Origin of the sequence: Candidatus Minimicrobia vallesae, assembly GCF_018866205.1 — a bacterium.
In the GTDB taxonomy this organism is placed as follows: Bacteria; Patescibacteriota; Saccharimonadia; order Saccharimonadales; family Saccharimonadaceae; genus Nanosynbacter; species Nanosynbacter vallesae.
This window is the reverse complement of record NZ_CP076459.1, coordinates 306,133-331,617: the sequence shown is the minus strand read 5'-3', so window position 1 is coordinate 331,617 and position 25,485 is coordinate 306,133. Positions and strand designations below refer to the sequence as shown.

The window sequence follows — 25,485 nt, the reverse complement described above, 5'->3', positions numbered from 1 at the left end:
AACATCATCGTCCGAACAATCGATGATATATCCGAGTTTTCTACACACGACAAGAAAAACAAATTTGGATTAGCATGAGCTAGTCAAAGCCCGATTTGTCGAGATGTTTAAAGGAAAATATGATTCGTTTAAAGTCGACGAGAAACTAAAAACGACATCGGGCGGCACGCCGAAAAGTTCAGTCAGTGAATACTATGATGGCGGTGATATTCCATGGTTAACGAGTGGTGAGGTTAACTACGGAGATATCACTAAATCGTCGAACTATATAACAGAAAAAGGGCTAAATAATTCGTCGGCGAAATGGGTTCCTGAAAACTCCAAGGTCGATGTCGGTGATGTTTTAATGCCTATGATTGGCACTGTTGGCAATCCTATTATTGTAAATACCGACAAGGAATTCGCCATGAAATGTGTTGCAACCAAGGCTTTAAGAACATTATCTGTAACGAAAAAGTTGCGTCAGAATATCTTTATTATTTACTAGGCTATAACACTATTTTTCTAAACTCGCTCGGTCGGGGTGCAACTTTTAAAGAAATATCTAAAAAGATTGTGGAAGAAATCAAAGTCCCATTACCAGTAAAAGAGTTACAGAATCAATTTGCCGTCTTTACTCGGCAGGTCGACAAATCAAAATTTGTAGCTAAGCAATGAACTTACGATGTGCGACTTTTACATTCGTTTGATTCACGATCGCGTAATGCATAGTTGTATCAATTTGCGAGTGGCCCAATAGCTTCTGGACTTGCTCGATCGGCATCCCCTTGTCAATTGCACGTGTTGCCATAGTCCGGCGGAACTTATGCGGATGAATCTTATTTATGCCTAATTCGCGTCCTAATTGTCTCAGGCGTATTTCTACGCCGGATATTTGCAATCTGTCGTAAGGCGCATCGAGCGTCACAAAAAGGGCAGGATTTGTGTCGGAGCGGCTATTTATGTATCCCATAAGATGAATCTTGGTTTTTGCGTCGAAATATACGCGTCTTTCTTTATCGCCCTTACCGAAAACGATGCATTCGCGCTCTTCGAAGTCTATATCGTCGATATTTAGTCGCACGAGTTCGCCAATTCTTATTCCAGTCGAATAAAGTAGATCAATTATCGCTAAGTCGCGTAAATTTTTACATTTATCTCGCATCTTTTCAATTTCCTCATCGGAAATAACTTCTTTCACGGTTTTTGTGGTTTTAATTTTGTGGATGCGTCGCATTGGGCTTTTGATGATATAATCTTCTTCTTCGAGCCATGTAAAGAAGCTTGAGATATTGCGACGGATATTATCAATAGTCGTCTTGCTGCAATCATTTAAACCTTGATAGTTAGCCAAATATTCACGTATGTCGTCAGTTGTAACTTTCCTGATTGGATCCGTAATCCCATCAAGTAATTTCTCGACTGTAGTTTTGTAATAGGATAGCGTTCGCTCAGAGCATCCTTCAATTTTCTTTGCGTTCAAAAACATCGCCAGATAATTGCTGTTCGAAACACTACTAACTGACTTGGTTTGGCTGGTAAGCCGAGAAGTTAACACTCTCTGTAGTTTCTGCGACTGATTTGCGGTGAGATATTCGTCCATATCCACCAAAATATATTTAATGGTGTCCTCCATTAATAGCTCCTTTCGTTAGGTTAGAACCCCCACTAACAAAAGGAGTAACTTTTTAGCCAAAATACTCCTGCATTAAACTATCAAATAGAAGTTGCGTTTTTTCTAGTGACTTTTGTACGGCAAATTTTGATTTGTCGACCTGTTTAGCAAAAGAAGCAAAACGCTCTTGTTCTTCAATTGGCGCATCAACGATGTAGCTATTCTTAATAATTGTTTGGGAGATATTCGGCTGTCCGCCGCCAATTGCTTTAGAAGTTAATTCTTCGCTAATATCCTGGAAGGCGTAGCGCAAGAATTCTTGATTAAAATTATCATTTGGCAAGACAGAGCAAACGGCCTGATTGGTAGTTTTCTTAGTGCTACATTTTTGATGGCGAATTCCTTGTCGGTATTTACAATAATAGGATTGCCAACAGTGCCAATCATAGGCATTAAAACATCACCGTAGTGAACAACTACTTTTGCCACGTTCCGTAATTTTTTTCTTAGAATCATAGATAGTCCCAGACATGTTACTTAATTCCGCCGGAGTTATCCAACAAATGTTACCATTCCAATATTCTTTAATGCTAGTTTTGGGTGTGGAGCCTGATACTACTTCTCCAATATCTGATATTTTTGTCCATTCCTTGTTTTGTGGAGCTAAATCAAGATCCCCGAACATCTCGACAAATCGGGCTTTGATAAGATTGTCTAGTTTTACTAACTCGGCTTCTTTTTGACTAATTAATTGCTTAACGGCGTTTAAAGTTTGGACAATTATTTTTTGGTCTTTTTCGTCATGGAGACGCAACTCATCAGTAAGCCATCTTTTTAAGTCAAGTGTTTTACCTTGACGACTTCCCCTGTTAGCGTAGATAGAAAACATTCTGTTATTGTTCGCCGTCAATAAGTAATCTAAATAGTCATAGAAGATGAAGTCTTCCGTCCGTCATAATATTGGAGATTTCGATCTGCTTTGCTCCGATGTCCCTTTTTCTATGGTTTTATTTATCTATTAGTTTATTCTCTTGGAATAATCTTTTGCTAGCTTTTATCTGGGTTTGATGTGTTTTCACTGCGCCCTACTTCCCTATTTATCTACGGGATTTGGCTTGTATTTCTTTTCTATATTTCTTTCTTAATATTCTTTGGTCAGCTCTCCTTGTTATTATCCTTTATTTTCATACCTACAAATCCGGATTTGTTTCGTTTAATAATTTTTCAAGTTCGGCCAGACTTTCGGAAGCTTGGCGATCTGATTATCTTAATCTGAGCTGTAGTTTTTGTCTTTGGTGGTGTATTCAACTTTCTCGTATTCGACTTCTTTATATTTGTTGATCGTTAGGTCATAGCCATTTTTTACTATTTCATCTTTATCTACGAAGAAGGATTGCTCGTTGCGTTTACGATCTTTCTCACCATCAAGGTTTTTAAACCTTGCTAGAATATCTGGGATATCACTGGTCTTGAGCTTTGAACGCTTGTCATCAAGACTGTATCCGTCTATTTTCATGTCGTAAAACCAAACTTTGTCGGTTCTTTTATTATTTGAGTTAGTAAATACTAAAATCGCTGTAGAAACACCAGCATATGGCTTAAACACGCCCGAAGGCATCGAAATTACAGCTTGAAGCTTCTTATTTTCGACAATTTCTTTCCTGAGTGCTTTGTGCGCAGAGCTACTGCCGAACAGAACACCATCAGGAACAATTACAGCCGCTCGACCATTCGGCTTTAGGTGGGAAGCAATATAATCAACGAACAGTAGCTCGGTGCGATTAGAGGTGATACCGAACTTCTTGTGTGGGGTGACACCACCTTTCGGTGTCGTGAATGGCGGATTTGCAATAATCACATCATAACGGTCATCCCAGTAATCTTCTGAGCTGAGAGTATCATGCTCAATAATATGAGGGGATTTAAACCCATGTAGGAACAAGTTTACACGAGCGATACGTGTCATGTTTGGCTCGATATCAAAACCATAGAAGTTACGATGAATTTTCTCGATATCCTCACTATTCAAACGTTCTTTTTCAATGTGTTTCTTCTTAATCCAGCTGTATGCAGAGATGAGGAAGCCTGCGGTGCCACAAGCAGGGTCTAGGATTTTATCTGTTTTGTCTGGATCTATTAGCTCAACCATCATATCAATGATATGGCGAGGTGTTCGGAACTGACCAAGCTTATCTTGAGATCCCATAGTGGAGAGAAGGTATTCGTAAGCGTCGCCGATAGAGTCGCCAGAACTTTGTTTAATCTTATCGATTTCGCGAAGAAATAAGTTAAGCGTATTTGAATCAGTAAATCCAAGTGTCGCACCATTAAAAATCTCACGGAATAATGGAGGGATGTTTGGATTTCGGCTCATATTTTCAAGCGCATTGCGATAAAGAATTACACGATCTGCGCCGGTAATCGTTGGGCTCATCAAATTGTGCCAACTATATTTTTCGTATTCACCAGAAAAGTAAGTACGCTTACCGCCAAGCGCAGCAGAATCGTCATCTATATCCGACATAAACTTATAAATAAGTGCGTACGAAATTGCATCCACCTGAGCGATCGGACTTGGCAATTTACCCATAAGAATATCGCGGGAATTATCAATAATTTGTTTAAAGTGGGTATAGTCCATTCATTAATCCTTTACTCTTAGTTTTTCGACGTTAATATAATCTCTAATATAGCTGATAATCTGATTTATTCTTTCTACACCTAGACACTTGAGCTGCTCGATTGTAATAGAGCCAAATCCTGCCAGTAGGCTATAATCTTTATTATCTATAGCCTCAGACACGCGTCGATCAGTGATATATGCATCAAATAGTTCAAATGCATCGTTATACGACTCTCCAACTAGCGTTTCGCTCAGCCCTTTATCCGAAATAAATTCATTAAACTTTTGCTGGATATATTGAGCTTTAGTCAACGGCTCTTTATTATTCATAATTAAATCTAAAATCTCACGAAGGTCTAGTCTGCGGTCTAGATTGAAGATTTTGCGAATTTTCTCAGGAGTCATATAGAACTTAGGCTTATCTTCGCCGAGTATTTCGGATTTAAGATAGCTTAGCGCCCCATCAATATTGCCATTATTATACAACTTGACGAATTCTTCATTAGACTTCACCTCATCTTGGAAGCTGCGGAACATCTCGCGATCAACGCGCATGCCTTCTTTACCAACAATCGTCTCATCTATTTCACTCAGGGAATCATCCTCATTTAGGTCTACCGTACGGTTTACCACGATCACGGGAGGATCGACATCGATAAGCGGCGGCGTCACTAAGGCGTTTTGCGTTTGCCTGCTCATTGGTACTACCAACGACGCATTATAGTCGTATTTTTCTTCGAAGTATTCGCAAACTGCGAAAAAGTCTATAATACGGAAGTTTTCTTTCTTAATAGTTTTAACTTTCTCGCCATTTTCATAATCTACATATTTGAACGTATGGAGTCGCGTACCTCGACCTTTCATCTGAATAAAGTCAGAAGGGCTAAACACTGGACGCATGAACACGAGATTTAATAAATCGGAGCAATCGTAACCGGTCGTCATCATGCCGACCGTGACGGCAACTCTAGTGCGACTACTTTCGTAATCCGAAAGCCATCTTGTATGCCCGCGCAGATTATTTTCAGAAAAACTAATCGAGAACTGCTGAGCGTCACGAACATTACTCGTAATCTGAATAGCGAAATCAGAATTATATTTGCCGGGGAACTTTTCCATAGCAATTTGGTTAAGCATTTGGACTATTTTTTCTGCGTGTTTTTGGCTAACCGTAAAGATTATGGTTTTACCAATTTCTCCAGATAACGGATCGACCGCCGCGTATTTCATAAAAGCCTCACAGAACACACGATTGGTTTCTTCATTGAAAAATGTTTTCTCGAAATCTCTGATGCCAAAATTCTCGTCAACATCTTCGCCGTCAATAACTTTATGGACTGCATAGCCTTCATCTGCGAGCAGTCGTGAGGTAATATTCGTCCTAGCGTCCAGGATGACGGGATTCACTAAAAACGGACCATCAGGATCGTTTACGCCATCTTTTAGGTCGTATCTAAAAGTCGGTTGACCGGATTCGCACCCAAAAGTCCTATAGGTATCCAATAACTCTCTGCGTTCGAATTCTTTTTCTGAATTTTCATCTTGCTTGGTATTCTTTAAAAAATCCTTCGGTGTGGCAGTAAGCCCAATCTTGTACCCAGTGAAATATTCGAAAACAGCTCTCGCGTTGCCACCAATAGAACGATGCGCCTCATCCGAGATAATTAAGTTAAAGTCATTCGGACTAAAATCACGATAGCGACTACTCGCCAAAAGAGATTGGACTGTACTAATGACGATATCGGCAGTTTTCCAGTTATCTCTATCTTCTTTCCATACCTTAACCACGTAATCTTTACCGATGGACTGCCTAAAAGACTTCTTGGCCTGATTTTCTAATTCAATGCGATCAACCAAAAAGAGGATTCTCTGAGCGTTTCCTGTCTTTAGAAATAGTTTGATAATAGCAGCGCAAGTTAAAGTTTTTCCGGTACCGGTCGCCATCTCGAGCAGGAAGCGTTTATTGCCGTTTTGCGCCGATTTTTGAACGGCCTTAATCGCATTTACCTGATACTTGCGAAGGATTTTCAGTTTATTTTTCTCTATAAATTCACTACGAGTATCTTCGTTTATATAATCGGGATGCGTTTTAATTTCAGGCATTTGCGATTCGGCGATATAGGTTCGAGAAATATTCTCGTTCACGAGCGCATCAACATCGGGGACCCACTTCTTTTCATCTTCTAACGAGCTTAGAGTCGGAAAGCTACTAATTGGCTCGGGGTTACCAAATTGCATATCCCACAGATAATGCGTGTTGCCGTTACTAAGAATTACATACCTTACGTGTAGAGAATTGGCATAATCGCGAGCTTGTTCTTTAGCGGAAAGAGGAGGAATGCTTTCACGCTTAGCTTCAAGGACGGCAATGGGCTTCTGGTTAGAGTCTAGAAGAAGGTAATCGATAAACCCTCGTTTCGTATTTTCAAAATCGTCGCCCGGGTTTTCGATATCTACTTTGTTTTCTACATCGACATTAGCGGGACCGTCTTCGTTATCCAACAATCTCCACCCGGCATCAGAAAGTAGCATATTTATCTTTAGTCGCGCTTTAGCTTCCTTTTGTGCCACGTTATTTTCCTTCCGCAAATTAACTTATAAATATCCTTACTATAAGTATACCGTACTTTCGCTATTTCTTGTCAAGCAAAAGCGGTTAACAACCTCCTTCATGATGATAAGTCGAAACTTGCTCTGCGTCCAATTCGATCATCTTACCAGCCTCATCTATAATTAACAAATCCCACTTAAGATCCGCCACCCATTTTAATTTGTTATGTGGTCCACCAAAAGCCCTACCTCCTTTTAGATCCTGCAAACTTAAGAAGGTTATCTGCTTATCTTCACTTGATGAATTAGCCTTATTAAGGAACTCGTCCCTAGATAAGGTTTCGCGTTTTTTTAAAGAATCTGCTGTCGAAATAAAATAATACCCGTCAATAAACTTTTCAAAATCATCAAACCATGAATTGGCAATTGCTGGACGATTAGTAATTATCAAAACATTCTTAGCATTGAATTTTTTCGCAAAATCGTAAGAAGAGAGAGTTTTACCAAAACGCAGTCTTAACAAAGTTAGGAGGGAACTGTGACGAAACAATAGATAGAACAGAGAATCGATAAAGTACGCGGGTCGATACTTGACTAGGTGATTGGCGAAGTAGGCATAAAAATTAGTAAAATCTGATATGGTACTAGCATTTTCACTTCACCCATGCTATAATTAGTCAAGACGTTTTATAAAATCTAACGAGTAAAGAGATGGCAAAGAAGAATACGAAACGAAAGCTGATTGGTTTGGTGAGTAACTTGAGCAACCACCGAACTTACTATACTACTGTTAACACCCAGAACCGCACCACAAAAGGTCAGGGTAAATTGACACTACGTAAGTACGACCCAATTGCAAAGCAACACGCTACTTACACCGAGACTAAGAAGAACCTTGGTCGTAACGAAGTTAAAGCTCGTAAAAGCTAATTTAACAGGATTATACAGAAACTCCCTCGCATTAAGAGGGAGTTTTTATTTGGCAAGAATGTCTGACTATTTCCTCAATCGAGATTTCATATCACGAATGGTATTCATATAGTAAAGAAAAGCGTCGTATGGCGAATCATACGGGCTAAAATAAGCGTGGACGTCGCCGTCGGTAAAATTCTTCGTTCCCATGTAATAGAGAAGTGGTCTGAAGTTTGCAATTTTCGCCAATCGCTAATTAGACCTTCGTCTTTACTATTCAAGACCTCATCTTCAAGCTCATAGACATATCGCAAAGCTTCTTTCTGCAGGCTGCATTTCCGTTCCAAGCCGATCAAATCCACGCTCGGCGTCTGCCCACGTTACAGGCGACGGCATACTTCATTTCACCGGCAGGCGCATTCGCGTCTAGTGCTTCGCTAACGGTGTAGAAAGTGTTGCCATTAGTACTCAGCCATTTATCAACAAAGTTCTCAAAGAAGCCGAAAATCCCAGATTCCGCCCATTGATGTTCGCCGAAAGTTTCATAGTCCATAAACAAGTTAAGTAGTGGCGCGTAACGGACAGAATCTTCCACCCACGTATTAAACTTATCCGCAGTCAGCGGCCATTCATTCCATTTTCGATCGCTGAACCTAAACGCCAAATCATCGCTCAATCGATAGTTCTTAAGCAGTAATCCATTTTTCTTCGTGCCTCTTGGGCGATATACATAATTCGGACTGCGCCAATTCAGAATCGGATCCCAGCCTTCAGCCAACACGCCCTTAAAGCCGTCCTGCTCAGCCCATTTTGCCAAGTCATCGCTATACGCCAATTCTGTATTTGCCAAAACTCGCGTTTCCGCACCAAAAATCTCGCGAATCTTCCAGCGGTGAAGCTCAACTTGACGCTCGAATTCCTTGCGCGAATAGAAAAACGCCAGACTGTGATGATACGGACTTGATAATATTTCTACTTGACCAGTCTTTACCAAGCGCTTAAAGCTTTCCAAAACTTCAGGATTAAACCTTTCGGCTTGCTCTAAAAACGTTCCACTAAAACTCAGTGAAATCTTAAAATCAGGATATTTTTTCAATAATTTTTCAAGCAAAGCATTCATCGGCAAATACGACTTTTCTGCAACTTTTTGGAATATTTTTTGATTGTCCTGATCTGGATTTTGACCGCCAGGAGAAATAATTATGCTTCCAAGCCACGTCAAATATACTATACTCGCGTATTCGCCACGGTTGGTGTACGTGTAGATATAAAACTATTCCTTTATTTTTATTCATGCCAGCGCTCCTTTGTATAGTTTCAGACATTTTCTAGCGGCGTCTTGCCAGGAAATTCTCGCGTATTTGTTCTTAATGTTTTTCTTCAGAGATTTCTGTAGGGCAGGTGATTCAGCGATATTACCAATTTCATCCGGCCAATTTATTCACGTCCCAATAGTCAAACCGGGTGAATATTATTCAGAACCTCGCCGACGCCGGATTGACGGCTAATAAGTAACGCCGTGTCATGATGTGCCGCCTCCAAGGCGGTCAAGCCAAATGGCTCAGAAACCGAACTCATCACAAAAACATCAATCAAATAGTAAATATCTCGCCACTGTTTTCCCGCGCACAAATCCCGTAAAAATCATCTTATCGCTAATCCCTAAATCTGCCGCTAGTTCAATCAGTTCATCTCTTTGTCTTACTATTTCCGGATAAAATAAACACAATCTTCTCATATTTATCAAGCGCCTTCGCTGCAGCTCGCACAAAATACGTCAAACCCTTCTGAACCGTGAGCCGCGTCAACGCGCCGACAACCGTATAGCCACTCTATTTTTCAGCTCCTCCAAATATCTGTAAGTGCTGGCGTCATACTCATGTGGCGGCAAATCAGCCAGATCAATCTGCGTTATAAAACCACCTCAATTTTCTCTGGCGGAATGTGATAATTCTTAACAATTATTTCCTTCGTGATTTCACTAACGGCGATTATCCGATCAGCCATCAACAAGCCTTGTTGCTCAATTTCGTGAACCAGAGGATTTCCTGACTGCTCGCCAGAACGGTCAAATTCCGTCGCGTGAACATGCACAATTAGCGGCGCGCCCGTCATTTCCTTAGCAATTATTCCAGCTTCCATCGTCAACCAATCATGCGCGTGAATCGCGTCGGGCTGATGATTTTTCACAAACTTCCGAACGTATTTGCCATAACGCCTCTGTACAGCACGCATCGGCGAAAGACCATATTCATCCTTAGCGTTTTCACGATCTTCCTCTGAACCGTTATTATACGCACCCAAATCGTGATAATTCGGCGGCAAAGGAGTAGCTGAATAGATATTCATATAGTCAATTCCGGGATGCTTGGCGGTGTAGGGGATAATAAAGTCAATATCAACGCCCTCCGAAGCAAGCGCCTTCGACATCTGATAGCAAGCAACGCCAAGTCCGCCACTATTGTGCGGAGGAAGTTCCCACCCAAGCATTAAAATTTTCATCTCTGAGTTAATTGTAGAACTACGCTTATGTTTTTTCAAGGGATTTTGGGATCTTTTTCACGAGTTTTTATTTTTCACAATTTTAACATTTGCGACAAAGCTAATTCGTGATAAAATGGTTGCTATAGGAGTGTAGCTCAGGTGGCTAGAGCACTGGTCTCCAAAACCAGGTGTCGGGGGTTCGAGTCCCTCCACTCCTGCCAAGATTCTCGCTTGAAAGAGAATCTTTTTTATTAGTCAAAAATCTGCTATAATTTCTCAATATGAAACCTTTATCACCTTCACTTCCGCATATTATCGCCATGGTTGGTGCGCCAGGTTCAGGGAAGACGCAATTCGCTGTAGAATTTGCGAAGATTTTCAATTCTCCAGTGGTAAGTTCTCGACAATTTGAAGTTTTTACGGACAATACAAAAACCATTTCTGACGCAACATTGTCGCTTTTGGAAGAATTTTTGAAGACTAAGCAAACTGTCATTTTGGACGGATCAACTGATCAGCGCACGAATCGTATGCGTATCAATCGCCTTGCCAGGGAATATGGATATAAAGTCCTATTTGTTTGGGTGCAAACCGATCCCGCCACAGCCAAGCATCGCTGGATAAAGGCTTATGGCGGAAATGACGAATCTTTCGAGCGACGATTGAAGCAGTTTTCAGCGCCGCACAGCAGCGAGTCTTACGTCGTGATCAGTGGTCGGCACACCTTAAGTAGTCAGGCTCGCACTGTTCTTAAGCAAATTGGCGCCAGTCGCCCAGAAGCTCCACGCCGCCCAATTGCCGGAAATCGCATTAACATAGGTTAGTCATGACAATTATTACCGACGAAGAATTCGGAGAAATTGTCGTTAAAAAACGCAGCTTAGCGAAGACTGTTAGTTTGAAAATTGCGCCAGATGGACGAATACAAATCACAATGCCGCCATATGCGCCGCTGTTAGCCGCAAAGGCATTGATTAAAACCTCCCGAAAGCAAATCCGCGAATTAGTTTCTCAATACAGAGAAACACTTTCTTACACAGAAGAATCAGCAAATTGGCAAAAGTCATCATTTATTGATACAAACGACCACGAAACCTTCGAGCGTGAAAATCGTCGGGACGCAGATATTGGCAGAAATCAACAAGGCGGAATCCGTCGAATCGGCCGCAAACCAACAACTTATCCGCAGTAAAATTCTGGTCGCGCTCAGAAAAGAAGCCAAGTCATATTTACCAAGGCGATTGTCGTTTTTAGCGGAAGAACACGGCTTTTCTTTTGCTCGAAGTAAAATCACACACTCATCAAGTCGCTGGGGAAGCTGCTCTTCATCTGGAACGATTAGCTTGAATATCGGGATGATGAATTTGCCATTTGAGCTGATTGATTACGTAATTATCCACGAATTATGTCACACCAGGCATATGAATCACTCGACGAAATTCTGGGACGAAGTTGCCAAATTTGACCCGCATTATAAAATCCACCGAAATGAATTGAAAAAATATTCGCCATACATATAGAAACGCATATGCTTATGTTATACTTTAGCTATGTGGGCGCTAATTTTTCTATTGATCACTCTGAGTGTTGTTTTAGGTGTTATAGCTATTGTTTTACATAAAATATTGTCGGAAATTAGCGATAAATCTGATTGTAAAAATGATAAAAAAAGCCTTAGCGAACATCAAAGAATGATCACGCTTATCAATAATATTACCGACGCGATCCTCAGTACGGACGAACATGGAATTATCAATACGTACAATTCGGCGGCGCTTAATTTGATTGACACGAACAGCGGAATTAACGGCGAACATATCAGTCAGGTGCTGAACCTTGAAACGACGGATAAAAAGCCGATTGACATTTTTAAGGAACTCACCAAGTCTTCCGCAATTCGCCAGCGCGACGACGTTCTGATGAAAATCGAAGATGACGATTATATTCGCCTGGAAGTTACGCTTGCGCCAGTTCAGGGCGGCGACAAGATGACGCCGGACGGATATGTGCTTATTTTGCGCGACATCACGAAGACGAAGAGCCTCGAAGAGGAGCGTGATGAGTTTATTAGCGTAGTTAGTCACGAATTACGCACGCCAATTGCTATTGCTGAAGGTTCGCTGAGTAACGCCAAATTGCTGGTCGAGCGTAAAATGACTAGCAAAATTCCCGAAGCCATTGACGAATCTCATAAGCAAATTTTATTCTTAGCGCGAATGATCAACGACCTCAGTACGCTATCACGCGCCGAGCGAGGTGTGGCTGATGAAACGGAAATAATTGACGTGACAGAGCTGGCGGCTCAGATAAATTCCGAATATTCACCTCAGGCGGGCGAAAAAGGTTTGGCTTTCAATTTGGATATCGGCGGGCGACTTGGCGTGAGTTAAAGTTTCTCGTCTATATCTGGAGGAAATTCTCCAAAACTTCATCACCAACGCCATTCGATATACACAAAAAGGCTCCATAACTTTATCAATCAAGAAAAATAAATCTGGCGAAATCACCTTCAAGGTTATTGACACGGGAATTGGCATTAGCAAAGCCGACATAGCAAAAATTTTCGACAAGTTTTACCGCGCAGAAGATTATAGAACCCGCGAGACGAAAGGCACGGGATTAGGTCTATACGTTTCCGCTAAGTTGGCGAAGAAATTGGGCTGCAAAATTGAGGTAGAAAGCCGATTAAACCACGGATCGACGTTCGGATTCAAGCTGAAAGAGTTCAAAAATAATGACAAATAATATTCGGTCAACTTGTTTTTTTGACTCGGATGAATTACAATGACTATTGACAGTCTGTGAAAAACAGACTTTTTAAATTGGGAGAAAATATGGCACAGAAAGGCAAGGCAAGCAGCAAAACTACGGTTCGTCGAATTAAGGCTACTGACGACGCGCCAAAAAAAGAAAAAGCTGTAGCGAAAAAAATCAATAAACCAACAAAAATCACCACAAAAGCACCTAAAAAGTCTGGCGAAAAAGGTGGATTGATTGGATATTTTAAGGGCGCTTGGGAAGAGTTGAAGCTAGTTCGCTGGCCAACCCGTTCAGCAACTTGGGCAATGACAGCGGCGGTGCTTATCTTCACCTTTTTTGTTTGTCGTTCTGATTTTATTACTTGACGCCGCATTCAACTGGGGCTTTAACCAAATTTTGAAGTAAAGGAGAGAGATTATGAGTTCAAAACGATATGATGACAGTAAGCAATGGTATGCAATTCATACCTATTCTGGCTACGAAGAAAAAGTTGCCGAATCAATTCGCCAACGAATCAACGGCGTCGATATGGCTGATAAGATTTTTTTGACGTTATCGTGCTAGAGGAAAAGCAGATCCAAATTCGCAACGGTAAGCGTAAAATTGTTGAAGCTAAGATTTTCCAGGGCTATGTCTTGGTTGAGATGAAATTGACCGACGAAACTTGGTACATCATCCGCAACACGCCAGGCGTTACAGGATTTGTGGGTGCCGACACTACGCCAACTCCAGTTTCTGAAAAAGAAATTGCGAAGATTAAGAAGCGAATGGGCGTTGAAGAGCCAAAGCATCAGATTGATTTCTCAGAGGGCGAAGTTGTTTCCAATTATCGACGGTCCGTTCAAGGGCTTTGATGGCGCCGTGAGCGAAATTGATGCGTCTAAGAGGTACTTTGAAGGTTATGGTCAGTATGTTTGGCCGTGACACTCCCAGTTGAGTTGGATGCCCTGCAGGTTAAAAAAGTTTAGCTTGCAATTTTAAGCATTTTTCGATATAATATTCGAGTTACGCACTACAAACTATAAGGAAGAACTATGGCAAAGAAAATTATTGGTAATTTGAAATTACGAATTCCAGCCGGTCGAGCAACAGCAGGTCCTCCAGTGGGATCAACGCTTGGTCAGTGGGGACTAAACATGATGGATTTCATTAATCCATTCAATGACGCTACAAAAGACATGATGGGTAAGGATGTAATTGTTCACATTCAAGTTTACGAAGACCGAACATTTACTTGGAACTCACTTGGTCAGCCAGTTGACGATATGATTCGTGAAAAAGCTGGAATCCAAAAGGGTAGCGGCAAGCCACACTCAGACAAGGTTGGTAAGATTACTCGCGCACAATTGCAAGAAATCGCTGAGGCGAAAAAAGACCAATTGAACGCAATCGACATCGAAGGCGCAATGAAAGTTATCGCCGGATCAGCACGCTCAATGGGTGTTGAAGTCGTCGACTAATCTACAGAACTTTTAGCAAATAGCCCCGGACTTCTCGGGGTTATTTTATGGTAAAATAAATGATTGTGAAGAATATTTTAGACAACAGTGTAATCTCCGCGCTCCAGAACGAGCAATTGATAATTGCTAAAACTGATACGATTTACGGAATATTAGCCGCAGCCAATTCAGAAAAAGCCGTCGAGAAATTATACGAAGTTAAGCGGCGCCCCTTGGATGAACCCGTTATTATTTTGGTTGCGGATATTGACGACATCCCTAATCTCACGCCGTCGATCAAACACAAATATCAAGAAATCTCCAAAAATAGACCAACAACAATCATCGCCAAAGTGAGTCCTAATTTTCTGCCACATCTTTCGAGGAACGGCGAAACATTAGCATTCAGAGTCGTGCCAGAATCTCCGTTGGCAGAATTAATTCGAACCGTCGGTCTTTTGGTTGCGCCCAGTGCAAATCCATCAGGAGAAGAACCGGCAAAGAACGTCACCGAAGCGATAAATTACTTCCACGAATTAGTGCCAATTTATGTCGATTCTGGAGAAGTCGCCGACGCTCAACCGTCGCAAATTGTCCGAATCAACGAGGGCGGGGAAATTGAGTTTTTAAGAAGATAATCCTCGAATAATTATCAAAAATCGCCAAATAAAAAAGACTTCCTCTGAATTACGGGGAAGTCTTTTTACGCGAGTTACTTCACAAACGGATGCGCAATTTCCAAATCTGGGCGCTTTTCCGCAATTCTCAGCAGCTCGTTATACTTAGCAATTCGCTCTGACCGCGACATCGAGCCAGTCTTAATTTGACCCGTGCCCAAACCGACCGCCAAGTGAGAAATCGTTACGTCCTCCGTCTCGCCAGATCGGTGGCTCATCACCGTATTCCAGCCAGCATTCTTCGCCATCAAAACAGCCTGAATTGTCTCGGTCAATGTGCCAATTTGGTTCGGCTTGATTAAGATCGCATTGCCAGCCTTTTCTTCGATTCCGCGCTTCAATCGCTCGACATTCGTCACCAAAAGATCGTCGCCAACCAATTGCGCAAAATTGCCCAAATCAGCCGTCATTTTCTCCCAATCTTCCCAAGCTTCTTCGTTCAATCCATCTTCAATCGAGAGAACAGGGACGCGTTCCAACAGGGCTTTATACGTGCGAATCATTTCGTCAGCCGACAGAATTCGGTGTTCAGTCGCCAAGTTATATTTGCCGTCCTTGTAAAGCTCGCTCGCCGCAACATCCAGCGCAAAACCAAAGTCCACGCCTAATTTATAGCCAGCCTGCTCGATGGCGCGAGATAGCAACAAAATAGGCTCCATATTACCATTCCTGACATGAGGTGCATAGCCGCCCTCATCGCCAACCGTCGTAGGATAGCCTTCGTCTTTCAGGATTTTTGCCAATGCATGAAAAACTTCCGCACTCATTCGAACTGCGTCCGCAAAAGTTGCCGCGCTAGTTGGAATAATCATATATTCCTGAAAATCAGTCGCACCCAACGCATGCTGACCGCCGTTCATCACGTTGATCATCGGCATCGGCAAGCACATTGTAGGATTTCCAGCCAAGCTATTGACATATTGATACAACTCCACGCCACGCGACTTAGCGGCAGCTTTCGCTACAGCCAGCGACACAGCCAAAATCGCATTCGCACCCAAACGCGCCTTATTCGGCGTACCGTCCAGATTCTTCATTTTTTCATCAATTGCGGCCTGATCGAACGGATTAGAGCCTTTCAAAGCCTGCGCAATTTCACCATTGACATTTTCGACCGCACGAAGCACGCCTTTACCGCCAAACGCCAACTCGCCATCCCGAAGCTCAACAGCCTCGAAAGAGCCAGTGCTTGCGCCAGACGGAACAGCTGCCCGCCCAAACGAACCGTCACTCAAAGTCACGTCCGCCTCAACCGTCGGATTTCCACGCGAATCTAAAATTTGCCTTGCTTGTATGTTTGTAATTGTTATATCCATAATTACTATTTTATCAAAAAACAGTAACTATGCGTTAGCCCTCATTTTATATAAAAATATCACTCTTCTAATTCGCGCTCTATTATTACAGCCTCTCCGATCTGTGACTCACCCAAGCCTGAATAAAAAACTCCTGGACTATCACACATATGGACACTCACGCGCCTCTCTCCATCAGATGCCTGCAGCCCCAAGGGTCCTGTACACCCATTAGCTAACATGTAAATATCCCTCTGCGCTTTTGCAATATTTTCATCTAGCTCGTTCATTCCGCTGGCGGCCATTTTACAAACAATTTTGGTAGCTTTATCTTCATCTAATGTCTCGCCGGTAGCCTCGTCAACCAACGCTACTTTATCACCGCCCAACGCCATCGCCAAAAGTCTGTTTACTGTTTTTCTGTATTCATCTAGGTTATTTAACGCTTCTATTATTCTTGGACAGGACATACATTGCTCTGGGACGTAGATATCTATCGTTCCTAAAGAACCGTCTTCGTTACCTACGATTTCCGTAAACTTATCTCTATTTGACCTTTCCGAAAACTTCACTCATAGTATGAAATATTGTACAATTATTTTCCATAAAATCAAACATTTGCCTCAATCTCTGAAAATATGGTATAATTTCAACATTATCAATCAATGTTGGGAGGCTGATTTGTTAAGATGACAAATTGCCGTTCGTACCACAGAAAGGATTTTTATGGCAAAGAAAGCCGAGTTGCTAGAAAAAGCAGCAGAACTAAAACTATCAGTCAGTGAGAAAAACACAATCGCTGAAATTGAAGCAGCAATTGCAGAAGCTACAGACGCAAGCAAATCTCACGACAACAAAGACAAAGACGTTGTTGCTGAGCGCGAAGCTACTGTCGCTAAGTCTGGCAAACGCAGCCAAAAAGCTCTTGACGAAGCTGCTGAAAAAGCAGAGAAGGAAGCTCGCAAGGAAGCTGGCGACACTACTCCACAATCAGACGACGCCGAAGCTCACGTAAAGAAAGGTCCAAAGCCAGTTACTCGTCCACGCTTGGAGCGCCGCGGTAAAAAATATCAAGACGCTGCAAAAAACGTTGAAAAGAACAAATTGTACAGCTTAGACGAAGCTTTGAAGTTGGCTACTGAAACCAGCCCAGTCAAGTTTGACGCTAGCGTTGAAATCCACATCCGCTTAGGTGTTGACCCACGCCAAGCCGACCAAAACATTCGCTCAACCGTAGCATTGCCACACGGTACAGGTAAGGATGTTCGCGTAGCTGTTTTTGCACCAGAATCAGAGCACGCTGCCGCTAAAAAAGCTGGCGCCGACATCATCGGTGACGAAGAATTCCTAAGCCAATTGGATAAGGAAGAATTGAACTTCGACATTTTGGTCGCAACTCCACAGTACATGCCAAAGCTTGGTAAATACGCACGTTTGCTTGGCCCACGCGGTTTGATGCCAAATCCAAAGTCTGGCACTGTTGCTACTGACGTCGCTAAAGCCGTTTCTGAAGCAAAAGCCGGAAAAGTTGAATATCGCGTTGATAAGCAAGCCATCGTTCACTTGTCAATCGGCAAAGTATCATTCGGCGCTGAAAAATTGTCAGAAAACGCACGCGCATTCTTAACCAGTTTGAACTCCCAAAAGCCATCCAGCTTAAAGGGTGTTTACGTTAAGAGCGTTGCAATTGCCACAACTATGGGCCCTGGCATTAAAGTAGAGAACTCTCTGTAATCTTTATATTTCAGGCAATTAAATCCCGTCGATTCTGGCGGGATTTTTGTGTTACTATTGCATTTTTCATTTTTTATGATAAAATAGTAAAGTCCGCCTAGATGCTGATGTGTATTTTTTACTTTCCAGCGTGACTGGACAGTGAACTTTTACAATCAGCACCACTCACGAAAGGGAAAAATCATGACCAGGCCAAGGAAGCGGACCCCCCTAAGGATCGTTTTAGGGGCGATCCTCCTAGGGTTCATCGGAACGGCCCTCCTCTTCGGAGGAACATCCCAAGCCACCACCCCTTCATTGGAATGTACCGGGAAAGGTTGTATCGAGTGCAACCCTTCCGTGGAGCAATGTGTACCTCCGACGCCTCCGGCACCCACGCCGGAACCGGTGCCCACACCAACGACGGAACCGACACCTCCGCCTCCGGCACCCACGCCGGAACCGGTGCCCACACCAACGACGGAACCGACACCTCCGCCTCCGGCACCCACGCCGGAACCGGTGCCCACACCAACGACGGAACCGACACCTCCGCCTCCGGCACCCACGCCGGAACCGGTGCCCACACCAACGACGGAACCGACACCTCCGCCTCCGGCACCCACGCCGGAACCGGTGCCCACACCAACGACGGAACCGACACCTCCGCCTCCGGCACCGGAACCAAGTCCTACACCGACTCCGGAGTCTAAGCCAGAGACTTCGGTCCTGGCGAAGACCGGGTCATCTTCTGCTAACCTACCCTGGATCGCGGTCATCTTGGCCGCGCTGGGGTGGGAAGTGATATCTCAGGCGAGGCAGAAGCGCCGCGCCTGAAACACCCCTAGTCCGAGGGGTGCTAGCCCAAAGGTTCACACCCGCTCCACTACGGAGCGGGTTTTCTCTTTGATTAGACATAGATGCCTATTGATTTTATTACGTTATTATTGTAAAATAATAAATATGTCAGAATTAAGTAATGAGAGTCTATTAGAAGGCGCTGAATGCGCGAAACTAGCCCCTGAAGAAGCTGATTGCTTGTTTTTCCAAATAGACCCAAATGTTCCAGACCAAGATTTAAGAGGCGTCAGAAAGACAGAAGCCGCGGAAGCTGCCATAGCCATGTGTCGAAAATGCCCAGTCTTAAAGCAATGCTTAGAATATGCGCTCCGCCACCCAGAATCTGCCGAATATGGAGTGTGGGGAGGAACAACTGCCACTCAGCGCAGGAGAAATATTACGATTAGGCGAAAATGCAATAAATAAGGCGATTGAATCGGCTGGAAAATAATCGCCATAACTCTTGTTTTTCGTTGTCATTTCTGCTACAATAGTCTGGAACATTACCAAAGACAGTGGCGACTTGGTCGTAAAACAAGTGTAAAAAATGCCACCGAGGGATGAAACTAACAGTTTTATTTTGACGTCTTTGGTATGTGCGAGAATGAAGGACGTTTATGGATTCCGCATTTGGGGAATTTCGCAAAGTCCCGACATTAAAGACGAACTCTCCAAATCCTGATTTTTATGGCAATCCAAACGATTACGGAGCGTTTATCCACGACCAATGTAAAATGGGACCGCATTTTCAGGAATATTTACGAGAATTAGCGTCGCTGTGAGACGCCTATGCCGTTGCCGACTTACAAGAACTACGCCGCAAGCGCAGCTCGCGAAGCGGGTGTTAGCTCATCAAGGTTGTTAAAAACCGATTGGTACGTGTAGCTCTTCAGGAAATCGATACTTACAAAGAAGTCCGGACACCAGCTTATTGGTTGGTCAATTGGTTTACGCTGTAAGTACCGAAGATGAAGTTATGCCAGCAAAGGTATTGGACACGTTTGCAAAAACGCATCCAGCATTACAACTTGCAGGTGTCTTCTCGTGTGGAAGGCTTGGCAATTAGCGAAGCTGACGTTAAAGCATTGGCAGGCCTACCAAGCAAAGACCAACTCGTTGCTCAAGTGGTATCACTAATTGCTATCACCAGTACACGACACGGTCAACGCGCTTGGCGGCAATTTGCACGGACTTTTGGACGGCATCGAAGCCAAAGCTACTGCTTAAGTTTAGCAATCAACACTAGTAACGTTGCAAATCATCGCAACAATATAATAATAAAGGAGAATATCAATGGCTGATATTAAGAAATTGGCTGAAGAACTTGTAAAATTGACAGTTCTAGAAGTTAACGAATTGAAAAATCATCTTAAAGAAGAATACGGCATCGAGCCAGCTGCTGCAGCTGTCGCTGTTGCTGGTCCAGCTACTGGTGGTGACGCCGCTGCTGCTGACGAAAAACTGAGTTCACAGTTACTTTGAAAGACGCTGGTTCTCAGAAGGTTGCAGTCATCAAGGCTGTTAAGGAAATCACTGGCCTAGGTCTAGGTGAAGCAAAAGCTATCGTTGACGGCGCTCCAGCACCAGTCAAGGAAAAAGTTTCTAAAGACGAAGCTGAAGCTGCAAAGAAAACTTTGGAAGACGCTGGCGCTACTGTCGAGCTTTCATAATTTGTTATATAACGCCAATTTGTTTCGTTTAATCACCGTCCGCTATGGGCGGTGATTTTTATGTAGCCAATCTTAATATCACGAACTACACGTCAATTTCAAGAGTAAAATTTGCAACACTTTTTCGTCCATATCTTATAGCGCTGTGGAAAATTGGATAAAAATAGATAGGGCGACTTGATATAAATGTAAGGATATGCTATATATTAGTTAAGTATTATAAAAAATAGACAAAGGAATTGCGAGAACCATGTCTGAATTACCAGAAAAGCAAATTAAGCGTCTGAGGACACTTATTCAAGAGGCGGAAACCAATTTAGCTGCCGCAAAAGAATTATTGATTAGTATTATTGGCGACGATGGTCAAGTTGTTACGCCAAAAACTTCGTCAGATAATGTAGCAGGAAAGATTATCGAAGGCGTATTTGACGGACAAATGATGCTCAGTCCAGATGGCAAAAATTACCCAATCCCAGCCAACTACGCTTCAAAGTCGAAGCTGGTTGAGGGCGACTTGATGAAATTGACAATCGCTGAAGATGGCAGCTTTATTTATAAGCAAATCGGTCCTGTACCACGAAAGCAAGTTATCGGAACGCTCGTCCAGCACGACGGAATTTACTACGTCGAGGCTTCTGGCCGCGAATATCGTATTTTGCTTGCTAGCGTAACTTACTTCCGAATTAACGTCGGCGACCAAGTTACAATCATCATCCCTGAAGACAATCCTGACGCAACTTGGGCTGCAGTCGAAGCTGCATTGTAAATATTATGCTACCGAGCGAATTTTTGCTCAGTTACGCCAGTTTTAACGCTGACAATAAGCCATTCGTCGAATGTCAAGTTGACGGTAAAATTGAGCGTCATGAATTGTTCGAGCAAGATTTGTCTCTTGAGTTTGATTTTTCTGTCAAATATTGCACGGGTTGGGTGGATTTTGAGAATCGCTGTAGCCAAATCTGTCCAGACCACGCCACGGTTGATGAAAAGTATGAAAATTGCCTAAAATGCCGCGACAAAACCGGCTTTAATCCAGCATTTTACAACGCCAATTCGGTTTCCGCTCAACAAGAAAAAATCAATCAAAATCCGCACTTTGTTTACTTGGCATACTTCGCGCCGAACGTCATAAAAGTTGGAATCTCGCAAGAAGAGCGCGGAATTCGGAGATTATTGGAGCAGGGAGCGCGATTAGCTATAAAATTAGAAACGTTTTCTTCGGCATTGATCGCCAGACAGTACGAGGCGAAAATTTCCAAGCTGGACGGAATAGTTGAAACTCTGCCAGTTCACAAAAAGATGGAATTGATAAAACTACCTTTTGACCGTGCAGCTGGCGAAAGGGAATTGCGACAAAAATTACTTGAAATTGAGCAGAAAATTGGCGTGTCGTTTCCGAAATCCGAGCTAATTCCTTGTGAAGATTATTTTCAAACCGCTGGTGTTGATTTGTCACGTGTCGTTTTAATGAAGGATTACAGTCAATTGGTCGGGCATGTACGCAGCGTCATCGGCTCAATTGTCATCACTGATTACGACGGTCAGCTGCTGGCTTACAACATCAAAAAGCTTATTGGCTATCGGGCGCAAAAAGTTGACGGAGAAATTGAGCTGGATTTACCAACCGAGCAATTAACGTTATTTTGAAAACCTTATTTATGAACAATTACTCAAATTTTGTATTTCCGTCTGTAGTTTTTGAAGCATTTCCAATTCTGAAAAAATTGGGTTATGTTCGACAATTTGCACCGCTAGTACCATTATATTCCGATACTACTTTTCATCTATTTGGCGATAATAGCGGACAGTTTCTAATACTAGTTATGACCGACTATGCCGACCCAATATATCAAAGTCAAGAGTTAAAGAATATTTCTGGTGAATATGCGTTTGAATTTACTAAGCTTATCAAGCCGTACTGTGGCTCTGCGCATGTTGACTTAAAAGCAAATGACGAGTTACTTGAAAATCCAACTGTGTCAGGCCCTAATAGTTATTACCGTTTTTATGTCGATCTCGAAACTACTCGGAAAATCGATCTTTGTTATCTATCTGTACTCTAGCGCTGTTTTTTGCTATAATTATCTCATGAGGAGCATGAGGGGATGAGTCAGGCGCTATATCGTAAATATCGCAGTCGCAGTTTGGATGAAGTTTTAGGTCAAGATCACGTGACTAGTATTTTACGTCGAGCGTTAGAGCAGGGAAAAATTGCTCATGCGTACTTATTGACCGGACCGCGTGGCGTGGGAAAAACCATCGGTGGCGCGAATTCTGGCGCACGAGATTAACCATTTGCCATATGATGACGATTCTTCAAACCTGGATATTATTGAAATTGACGCAGCTAGCAATAACGGCGTTGACGACATTCGTGCTTTAAGAGAAAAAGCCCAAGTCGCGCCTGTTTCTGCGCCAAAAAAAGTTTATATCATCGACGAAGTTCATATGCTGTCAAAATCAGCATTTAACGCGCTATTAAAAACCTTGGAAGAACCGCCAGAGCACGTGGTGTTTATCTTAGCTACAACCGACGCCGACAAACTTCCAGCCACCATTCTTAGCCGTGTGCAGCAATTTTTCTTCCGCCCAATTCCGACGGAAATTATGACGCGCCAGTTAATGAATATAGCGAAGAAGGAAGGATTCGCAATCGAAGAGGATGCTGCCAAGTTAATTGCTGAACGTTCCCGTGGCGGATTCCGTGACGGCATTAGTATGCTTGACCAATTGTCGATTTTAGCAACTCCAGACCAGCCGCTGACGGCGAATATGGTTACCGAATATTTGGGACTGAGCGACGCGACGATGCTCGGCAATTTGTTGGATTCATATCCATCCGACGACAACGAGAAAGTCTTAAACATCTTTCAGGAATTAGAAAATAGTGGCGCGAATTCAATTATCGTGTCACATCAATTATTGTCGATTGCTCGCAATAGATTGCGGAAAAATCCGAATCTTATTGGGTTGGTTCAGCAACTGATCGAGGTTGATAGACACCCGCACCCAGACTTGAAATTATTGACGATATTCATGAATAGTAATTCTCAGCCGACAGAAAAGCCAGTCGCGCCAAAGAAAAATATAGCTCAAGCCGCGACCCAAAAACCCGCCGAAAAACCAACGCCAATTAAGTCCGCAGAGCCAGCAAAACCGACCGAAAAGCCGATTGAAAAAGAAGAAAAACCAGCCGAGCCAGCGAAAAAACCTGCCGCAAAACCAAAGAAAACCGACGCGCCACTAGAGCTAAATTGGGAAAAAGTCATTGAAAGAGCGAAGGAAAAATCCCTCGGACTGGCGTCATTATTGCAGAAAAGCCAGTGGTCGTTTGACGGTGAAAAATTGACAATTTACGCAGGTTCCGCGTTTTATAAGAAAAAGCTGGACGACGCAAAAAACAAACCATTGATCTCAGAAATTATCTCAGAAGAAACCGCGATGGATTTGGAAATTGATATAATTGGAGAGAAGAAGCCGCCAGAGGACGAAAAATTGGCGGAAATTGCAGAATTAATGGGTGGCGGCGAAGAAGTTAAGCTGGAGGATATTTAATGGCAGATAAAAGCGAAGAAGTAAAAGGGAAGATACCGCCACAAAATTTGGACGCGGAAAAGAGTTTGCTTGGGGCGGTTTTAATTGACGAGGAAGTTTTGGCGGACGCCGCAGAAATTACTCACCCTAGCGATTTTTACGACAAGAATCACGGATTGATTTTTGCTGGAATGATGCGGCTATTTGAAAAACACAAGCCCGTCGACCTTCTGACCTTAACCGACGAATTGAAGCGAAAGGACGAACTGGAATTGGTTGGCGGCTCGGCATATCTGACAGAGCTAACAAACTACGTCCCAACGGCAGCGCACGCATCGGCTTACGCGGAAATGATTGCGCAAGCAGCGGTTCGCAGGCGTCTGATAAAAGCGAGTGGCGATATTTCCGAGCTTGGCTATGACGAATCGACGACCACGCAGGAATTATTAGAGAAGGCCGAAGCTGAACTTTTCAGCGTGTCAGACCAATCAACCAAGCAAGATTTGGTCAGTCTGGAAAGCATTCTGACGGATAGTTTTGACCGAATTGAAGAGCTCAGTAAGAATAAAGGCTCTCTCAGGGGAGTTCGCACTGGCTATCGTGATCTGGACAATATGACCGCTGGCTTGCAAAAATCAGATTTGATTATTCTGGCGGCGCGTCCAGCCATGGGTAAGACGACGCTGGTGACGAATTTGGCTTATAACGTGGCAACGATTGAGAAAAATCCTGTCCTATTCTTCAGTCTAGAGATGAGTAAGGAACAGCTGGTCGACCGTATGTTGGCGGATGCGTCGGGAGTTGATAGCTGGAATATTCGCACCGGAAATCTGAGCGATGAAGATTTTGCGAAGTTGTCTGAGGCTATGGGAGAAATGGCTGAGGCGCCAATTTATATCGATGACACGCCAGGATTATCAGTTTTGGAAATGCGCACTAAAGCGCGTCGAATTGCTCATGAAAACCAATTGGGATTAATCATCGTCGACTATTTGCAGCTTATGCAGGCCAACGGAAACCACAACGGGAACCGCGTTCAGGAAGTTTCGGAAATTTCACGCGGACTGAAGCTTATTGCTCGCGAATTGAATGTGCCGCTAATTGCCCTGAGTCAGTTGAGCCGTTCTGTTGAATCACGCACGCCGCCAATTCCACAACTAGCCGACCTGCGTGAATCCGGTTCCATTGAGCAGGACGCCGACATCGTGAGCTTTATTTATCGCCCTGGATATTACGAACCTGACAACCCAGAAGTTCAGAATATTACAGACTTAATCATCGCTAAGCACCGTAACGGTCCAGTCGGTAAAGTTCAATTATACTTCCACCCAGAGCGCCTACGCTTTATGAGCCTGGATCGCAAGCATGAATAGAATTGTGTTATAATCATACCA

35 protein-coding genes, 1 tRNA gene and 2 pseudogenes are annotated in these 25,485 nt (G+C 43.2%); 26 read left to right on the top strand and 12 right to left on the bottom strand.

What is annotated here, in order from left to right:
* Positions 1–103: 103 nt before the first annotated feature.
* Positions 104–487 (top strand): restriction endonuclease subunit S domain-containing protein, encoded by a 384-nt coding sequence (locus KOY49_RS02285; protein ID WP_232736536.1) that lies wholly within the window; start codon positions 104–106, stop codon positions 485–487.
* Positions 412–657, top strand: coding sequence for a restriction endonuclease subunit S (locus tag KOY49_RS05410; protein WP_376787534.1), 246 nt, complete (start codon positions 412–414; stop codon positions 655–657). The genes KOY49_RS02285 and KOY49_RS05410 overlap by 76 nt, the downstream gene beginning before the upstream one ends.
* On the opposite strand, the gene xerA is transcribed toward KOY49_RS05410, so the two are convergent.
* From xerA to KOY49_RS02260, 6 genes and pseudogenes are all read right to left on the bottom strand, one after another.
* Positions 647–1,615, bottom strand: a complete 969-nt coding sequence (xerA, locus tag KOY49_RS02280) for a site-specific tyrosine recombinase/integron integrase (RefSeq protein WP_232736535.1) — start codon at positions 1,613–1,615, stop codon at positions 647–649. The genes KOY49_RS05410 and xerA overlap by 11 nt on opposite strands.
* 52 nt (positions 1,616–1,667) lie before the next feature.
* The gene (locus KOY49_RS05245) at positions 1,668–1,937 is read right to left on the bottom strand and encodes a restriction endonuclease subunit S (RefSeq protein WP_332873929.1); all 270 of its coding nucleotides are present in this window, start codon (positions 1,935–1,937) and stop codon (positions 1,668–1,670) included.
* 117 nt (positions 1,938–2,054) lie between these two features.
* Positions 2,055–2,483, bottom strand: a complete 429-nt coding sequence (locus KOY49_RS05240) for a restriction endonuclease subunit S (protein WP_332873928.1) — start codon at positions 2,481–2,483, stop codon at positions 2,055–2,057.
* A gap of 378 nt (positions 2,484–2,861) precedes the next feature.
* Positions 2,862–4,235, bottom strand: coding sequence for an HsdM family class I SAM-dependent methyltransferase (locus KOY49_RS02270; protein ID WP_232736534.1), 1,374 nt, complete (start codon positions 4,233–4,235; stop codon positions 2,862–2,864).
* 3 nt (positions 4,236–4,238) lie between these two features.
* Entirely contained in the window at positions 4,239–6,788 is a 2,550-nt protein-coding gene (locus KOY49_RS02265) for a DEAD/DEAH box helicase family protein (protein ID WP_232736533.1), read from the bottom strand.
* 133 nt (positions 6,789–6,921) lie between these two features.
* Positions 6,922–7,278, bottom strand: a pseudogene (locus KOY49_RS02260) (DEAD/DEAH box helicase family protein); the annotation flags it as partial.
* Positions 7,279–7,478: 200 nt separating this feature from the next.
* Here KOY49_RS02260 and rpmG point away from each other — a divergent pair.
* Entirely contained in the window at positions 7,479–7,697 is a 219-nt protein-coding gene (gene rpmG, locus KOY49_RS02255) for a 50S ribosomal protein L33 (RefSeq protein ID WP_129632843.1), read from the top strand.
* 66 nt (positions 7,698–7,763) lie between these two features.
* On the opposite strand, the gene KOY49_RS02250 is transcribed toward rpmG, so the two are convergent.
* The 4 genes from KOY49_RS02250 to KOY49_RS02235 all read right to left on the bottom strand — a co-directional run bounded on the left by KOY49_RS02250 (position 7,764) and on the right by KOY49_RS02235 (position 10,181).
* Positions 7,764–7,928 carry a hypothetical protein gene (locus KOY49_RS02250; protein WP_232736532.1) on the bottom strand — a complete coding sequence of 55 codons (165 nt, stop codon included), beginning with the start codon at positions 7,926–7,928 and terminating at the stop codon, positions 7,764–7,766.
* A gap of 103 nt (positions 7,929–8,031) precedes the next feature.
* The gene (locus KOY49_RS02245) at positions 8,032–8,901 is read right to left on the bottom strand and encodes a glycoside hydrolase family 57 protein (RefSeq protein ID WP_232736531.1); all 870 of its coding nucleotides are present in this window, start codon (positions 8,899–8,901) and stop codon (positions 8,032–8,034) included.
* Positions 8,902–9,134: 233 nt separating this feature from the next.
* Positions 9,135–9,311 (bottom strand): glycosyltransferase, encoded by a 177-nt coding sequence (locus KOY49_RS02240; RefSeq protein ID WP_232736530.1) that lies wholly within the window; start codon positions 9,309–9,311, stop codon positions 9,135–9,137.
* Between the two features lie 279 nt (positions 9,312–9,590).
* Positions 9,591–10,181: a glycosyltransferase family 4 protein gene (locus tag KOY49_RS02235; protein WP_232736529.1), complete on the bottom strand. Its 591-nt coding sequence runs from the start codon at positions 10,179–10,181 to the stop codon at positions 9,591–9,593.
* 126 nt (positions 10,182–10,307) lie between these two features.
* Between KOY49_RS02235 and KOY49_RS02230 the strand changes: the two genes are divergently transcribed.
* The 11 genes from KOY49_RS02230 to KOY49_RS02190 all read left to right on the top strand — a co-directional run bounded on the left by KOY49_RS02230 (position 10,308) and on the right by KOY49_RS02190 (position 15,000).
* Positions 10,308–10,384: transfer RNA gene (locus KOY49_RS02230), tRNA-Trp, on the top strand.
* Positions 10,385–10,444: 60 nt separating this feature from the next.
* On the top strand, positions 10,445–10,987 hold the full coding sequence (locus KOY49_RS02225; protein WP_129632608.1) for a P-loop nucleotide/nucleoside kinase family protein: 543 nt from the start codon (positions 10,445–10,447) through the stop codon (positions 10,985–10,987).
* A gap of 2 nt (positions 10,988–10,989) precedes the next feature.
* A complete protein-coding gene (locus tag KOY49_RS02220) occupies positions 10,990–11,355 on the top strand; it encodes a hypothetical protein (protein WP_232736528.1) in 366 nt (121 codons plus the stop codon).
* Positions 11,267–11,683 (top strand): YgjP-like metallopeptidase domain-containing protein, encoded by a 417-nt coding sequence (locus tag KOY49_RS02215; protein WP_232736527.1) that lies wholly within the window; start codon positions 11,267–11,269, stop codon positions 11,681–11,683. The genes KOY49_RS02220 and KOY49_RS02215 overlap by 89 nt, the downstream gene beginning before the upstream one ends.
* 30 nt (positions 11,684–11,713) lie before the next feature.
* A complete protein-coding gene (locus tag KOY49_RS02210) occupies positions 11,714–12,553 on the top strand; it encodes a histidine kinase dimerization/phospho-acceptor domain-containing protein (protein WP_232736526.1) in 840 nt (279 codons plus the stop codon).
* A 16-nt stretch (positions 12,554–12,569) separates the two neighbouring features.
* On the top strand, positions 12,570–12,908 hold the full coding sequence (locus tag KOY49_RS05405) for a sensor histidine kinase (RefSeq protein WP_376787539.1): 339 nt from the start codon (positions 12,570–12,572) through the stop codon (positions 12,906–12,908).
* An 89-nt stretch (positions 12,909–12,997) separates the two neighbouring features.
* On the top strand, positions 12,998–13,288 hold the full coding sequence (gene secE, locus KOY49_RS02205; protein ID WP_232736525.1) for a preprotein translocase subunit SecE: 291 nt from the start codon (positions 12,998–13,000) through the stop codon (positions 13,286–13,288).
* 52 nt (positions 13,289–13,340) lie between these two features.
* Positions 13,341–13,487: a transcription termination/antitermination NusG family protein gene (locus KOY49_RS05235; RefSeq protein ID WP_332873926.1), complete on the top strand. Its 147-nt coding sequence runs from the start codon at positions 13,341–13,343 to the stop codon at positions 13,485–13,487.
* Positions 13,481–13,777 (top strand): transcription termination/antitermination protein NusG, encoded by a 297-nt coding sequence (nusG, locus tag KOY49_RS05230; protein ID WP_332873925.1) that lies wholly within the window; start codon positions 13,481–13,483, stop codon positions 13,775–13,777. Before KOY49_RS05235 ends, nusG begins: the two co-directional genes overlap by 7 nt.
* A 180-nt stretch (positions 13,778–13,957) precedes the next feature.
* Entirely contained in the window at positions 13,958–14,383 is a 426-nt protein-coding gene (gene rplK, locus KOY49_RS02195; protein WP_129632624.1) for a 50S ribosomal protein L11, read from the top strand.
* A 59-nt stretch (positions 14,384–14,442) separates the two neighbouring features.
* Positions 14,443–15,000, top strand: a complete 558-nt coding sequence (locus KOY49_RS02190; protein WP_232736524.1) for an L-threonylcarbamoyladenylate synthase — start codon at positions 14,443–14,445, stop codon at positions 14,998–15,000.
* Between the two features lie 74 nt (positions 15,001–15,074).
* Here KOY49_RS02190 and eno read toward each other — a convergent pair whose 3' ends face one another.
* Positions 15,075–16,355 carry a phosphopyruvate hydratase gene (gene eno / locus KOY49_RS02185; protein ID WP_232736523.1) on the bottom strand — a complete coding sequence of 427 codons (1,281 nt, stop codon included), beginning with the start codon at positions 16,353–16,355 and terminating at the stop codon, positions 15,075–15,077.
* Between the two features lie 59 nt (positions 16,356–16,414).
* Entirely contained in the window at positions 16,415–16,906 is a 492-nt protein-coding gene (locus tag KOY49_RS02180) for a hypothetical protein (RefSeq protein ID WP_232736522.1), read from the bottom strand.
* A 475-nt stretch (positions 16,907–17,381) separates the two neighbouring features.
* Here KOY49_RS02180 and rplA point away from each other — a divergent pair, with 475 nt between their 5' ends.
* From rplA to dnaB, 12 genes and pseudogenes are all read left to right on the top strand, one after another.
* Positions 17,382–18,068, top strand: coding sequence for a 50S ribosomal protein L1 (gene rplA, locus KOY49_RS02175; protein WP_129632827.1), 687 nt, complete (start codon positions 17,382–17,384; stop codon positions 18,066–18,068).
* A gap of 317 nt (positions 18,069–18,385) precedes the next feature.
* Positions 18,386–18,760, top strand: coding sequence for a hypothetical protein (locus tag KOY49_RS02170; protein ID WP_232736521.1), 375 nt, complete (start codon positions 18,386–18,388; stop codon positions 18,758–18,760).
* A gap of 250 nt (positions 18,761–19,010) precedes the next feature.
* Positions 19,011–19,313, top strand: coding sequence for a WhiB family transcriptional regulator (locus tag KOY49_RS02165; RefSeq protein WP_232736520.1), 303 nt, complete (start codon positions 19,011–19,013; stop codon positions 19,311–19,313).
* 191 nt (positions 19,314–19,504) lie between these two features.
* Positions 19,505–19,669 carry a hypothetical protein gene (locus KOY49_RS02160; RefSeq protein WP_232736519.1) on the top strand — a complete coding sequence of 55 codons (165 nt, stop codon included), beginning with the start codon at positions 19,505–19,507 and terminating at the stop codon, positions 19,667–19,669.
* A gap of 219 nt (positions 19,670–19,888) precedes the next feature.
* A complete protein-coding gene (locus tag KOY49_RS02155; RefSeq protein ID WP_232736518.1) occupies positions 19,889–20,188 on the top strand; it encodes an uL10 family ribosomal protein in 300 nt (99 codons plus the stop codon).
* Positions 20,181–20,557, top strand: a pseudogene (gene rplL / locus KOY49_RS02150) (50S ribosomal protein L7/L12). Before KOY49_RS02155 ends, rplL begins: the two are co-directional and overlap by 8 nt.
* A gap of 250 nt (positions 20,558–20,807) precedes the next feature.
* On the top strand, positions 20,808–21,323 hold the full coding sequence (locus KOY49_RS02145) for a hypothetical protein (RefSeq protein ID WP_129632640.1): 516 nt from the start codon (positions 20,808–20,810) through the stop codon (positions 21,321–21,323).
* 5 nt (positions 21,324–21,328) lie between these two features.
* Positions 21,329–22,204, top strand: a complete 876-nt coding sequence (locus KOY49_RS02140) for a DUF2797 domain-containing protein (RefSeq protein ID WP_232736517.1) — start codon at positions 21,329–21,331, stop codon at positions 22,202–22,204.
* A complete protein-coding gene (locus tag KOY49_RS02135) occupies positions 22,201–22,620 on the top strand; it encodes a hypothetical protein (RefSeq protein WP_232736516.1) in 420 nt (139 codons plus the stop codon). The genes KOY49_RS02140 and KOY49_RS02135 overlap by 4 nt, the downstream gene beginning before the upstream one ends.
* Before the next feature lie 42 nt (positions 22,621–22,662).
* Positions 22,663–22,848, top strand: coding sequence for a hypothetical protein (locus KOY49_RS02130; protein ID WP_232736515.1), 186 nt, complete (start codon positions 22,663–22,665; stop codon positions 22,846–22,848).
* On the top strand, positions 22,820–24,112 hold the full coding sequence (gene dnaX / locus KOY49_RS02125; protein WP_232736514.1) for a DNA polymerase III subunit gamma/tau: 1,293 nt from the start codon (positions 22,820–22,822) through the stop codon (positions 24,110–24,112). Before KOY49_RS02130 ends, dnaX begins: the two co-directional genes overlap by 29 nt.
* On the top strand, positions 24,112–25,464 hold the full coding sequence (dnaB, locus tag KOY49_RS02120) for a replicative DNA helicase (RefSeq protein ID WP_129635267.1): 1,353 nt from the start codon (positions 24,112–24,114) through the stop codon (positions 25,462–25,464). The genes dnaX and dnaB overlap by 1 nt, the downstream gene beginning before the upstream one ends.
* Positions 25,465–25,485: the final 21 nt, after the last annotated feature.

What these genes read in the sequence shown, in the direction of transcription:
- KOY49_RS02130 (WP_232736515.1), top strand. Translation starts at nt 22,663, where the DNA reads ATGAGTCAGGCGCTATATCGTAAATATCGCAGTCGCAGTTTGGATGAA.
- KOY49_RS02210 (WP_232736526.1), top strand. Translation starts at nt 11,714, where the DNA reads ATGTGGGCGCTAATTTTTCTATTGATCACTCTGAGTGTTGTTTTAGGT.
- xerA (WP_232736535.1), bottom strand. Translation starts at nt 1,615, where the DNA reads ATGGAGGACACCATTAAATATATTTTGGTGGATATGGACGAATATCTC.
- KOY49_RS02140 (WP_232736517.1), top strand. Translation starts at nt 21,329, where the DNA reads ATGCTACCGAGCGAATTTTTGCTCAGTTACGCCAGTTTTAACGCTGAC.
- dnaB (WP_129635267.1), top strand. Translation starts at nt 24,112, where the DNA reads ATGGCAGATAAAAGCGAAGAAGTAAAAGGGAAGATACCGCCACAAAAT.
- KOY49_RS02145 (WP_129632640.1), top strand. Translation starts at nt 20,808, where the DNA reads ATGTCTGAATTACCAGAAAAGCAAATTAAGCGTCTGAGGACACTTATT.
- KOY49_RS05235 (WP_332873926.1), top strand. Translation starts at nt 13,341, where the DNA reads ATGAGTTCAAAACGATATGATGACAGTAAGCAATGGTATGCAATTCAT.
- eno (WP_232736523.1), bottom strand. Translation starts at nt 16,355, where the DNA reads ATGGATATAACAATTACAAACATACAAGCAAGGCAAATTTTAGATTCG.
- rplK (WP_129632624.1), top strand. Translation starts at nt 13,958, where the DNA reads ATGGCAAAGAAAATTATTGGTAATTTGAAATTACGAATTCCAGCCGGT.
- KOY49_RS02225 (WP_129632608.1), top strand. Translation starts at nt 10,445, where the DNA reads ATGAAACCTTTATCACCTTCACTTCCGCATATTATCGCCATGGTTGGT.
- KOY49_RS02165 (WP_232736520.1), top strand. Translation starts at nt 19,011, where the DNA reads ATGTCAGAATTAAGTAATGAGAGTCTATTAGAAGGCGCTGAATGCGCG.
- KOY49_RS05410 (WP_376787534.1), top strand. Translation starts at nt 412, where the DNA reads ATGTGTTGCAACCAAGGCTTTAAGAACATTATCTGTAACGAAAAAGTT.
- rpmG (WP_129632843.1), top strand. Translation starts at nt 7,479, where the DNA reads ATGGCAAAGAAGAATACGAAACGAAAGCTGATTGGTTTGGTGAGTAAC.
- KOY49_RS05240 (WP_332873928.1), bottom strand. Translation starts at nt 2,483, where the DNA reads ATGTTTTCTATCTACGCTAACAGGGGAAGTCGTCAAGGTAAAACACTT.
- KOY49_RS02190 (WP_232736524.1), top strand. Translation starts at nt 14,443, where the DNA reads ATGATTGTGAAGAATATTTTAGACAACAGTGTAATCTCCGCGCTCCAG.
- KOY49_RS02235 (WP_232736529.1), bottom strand. Translation starts at nt 10,181, where the DNA reads ATGAAAATTTTAATGCTTGGGTGGGAACTTCCTCCGCACAATAGTGGC.
- KOY49_RS02285 (WP_232736536.1), top strand. Translation starts at nt 104, where the DNA reads ATGTTTAAAGGAAAATATGATTCGTTTAAAGTCGACGAGAAACTAAAA.
- KOY49_RS02160 (WP_232736519.1), top strand. Translation starts at nt 19,505, where the DNA reads ATGGATTCCGCATTTGGGGAATTTCGCAAAGTCCCGACATTAAAGACG.
- KOY49_RS02220 (WP_232736528.1), top strand. Translation starts at nt 10,990, where the DNA reads ATGACAATTATTACCGACGAAGAATTCGGAGAAATTGTCGTTAAAAAA.
- KOY49_RS02270 (WP_232736534.1), bottom strand. Translation starts at nt 4,235, where the DNA reads ATGGACTATACCCACTTTAAACAAATTATTGATAATTCCCGCGATATT.
- secE (WP_232736525.1), top strand. Translation starts at nt 12,998, where the DNA reads ATGGCACAGAAAGGCAAGGCAAGCAGCAAAACTACGGTTCGTCGAATT.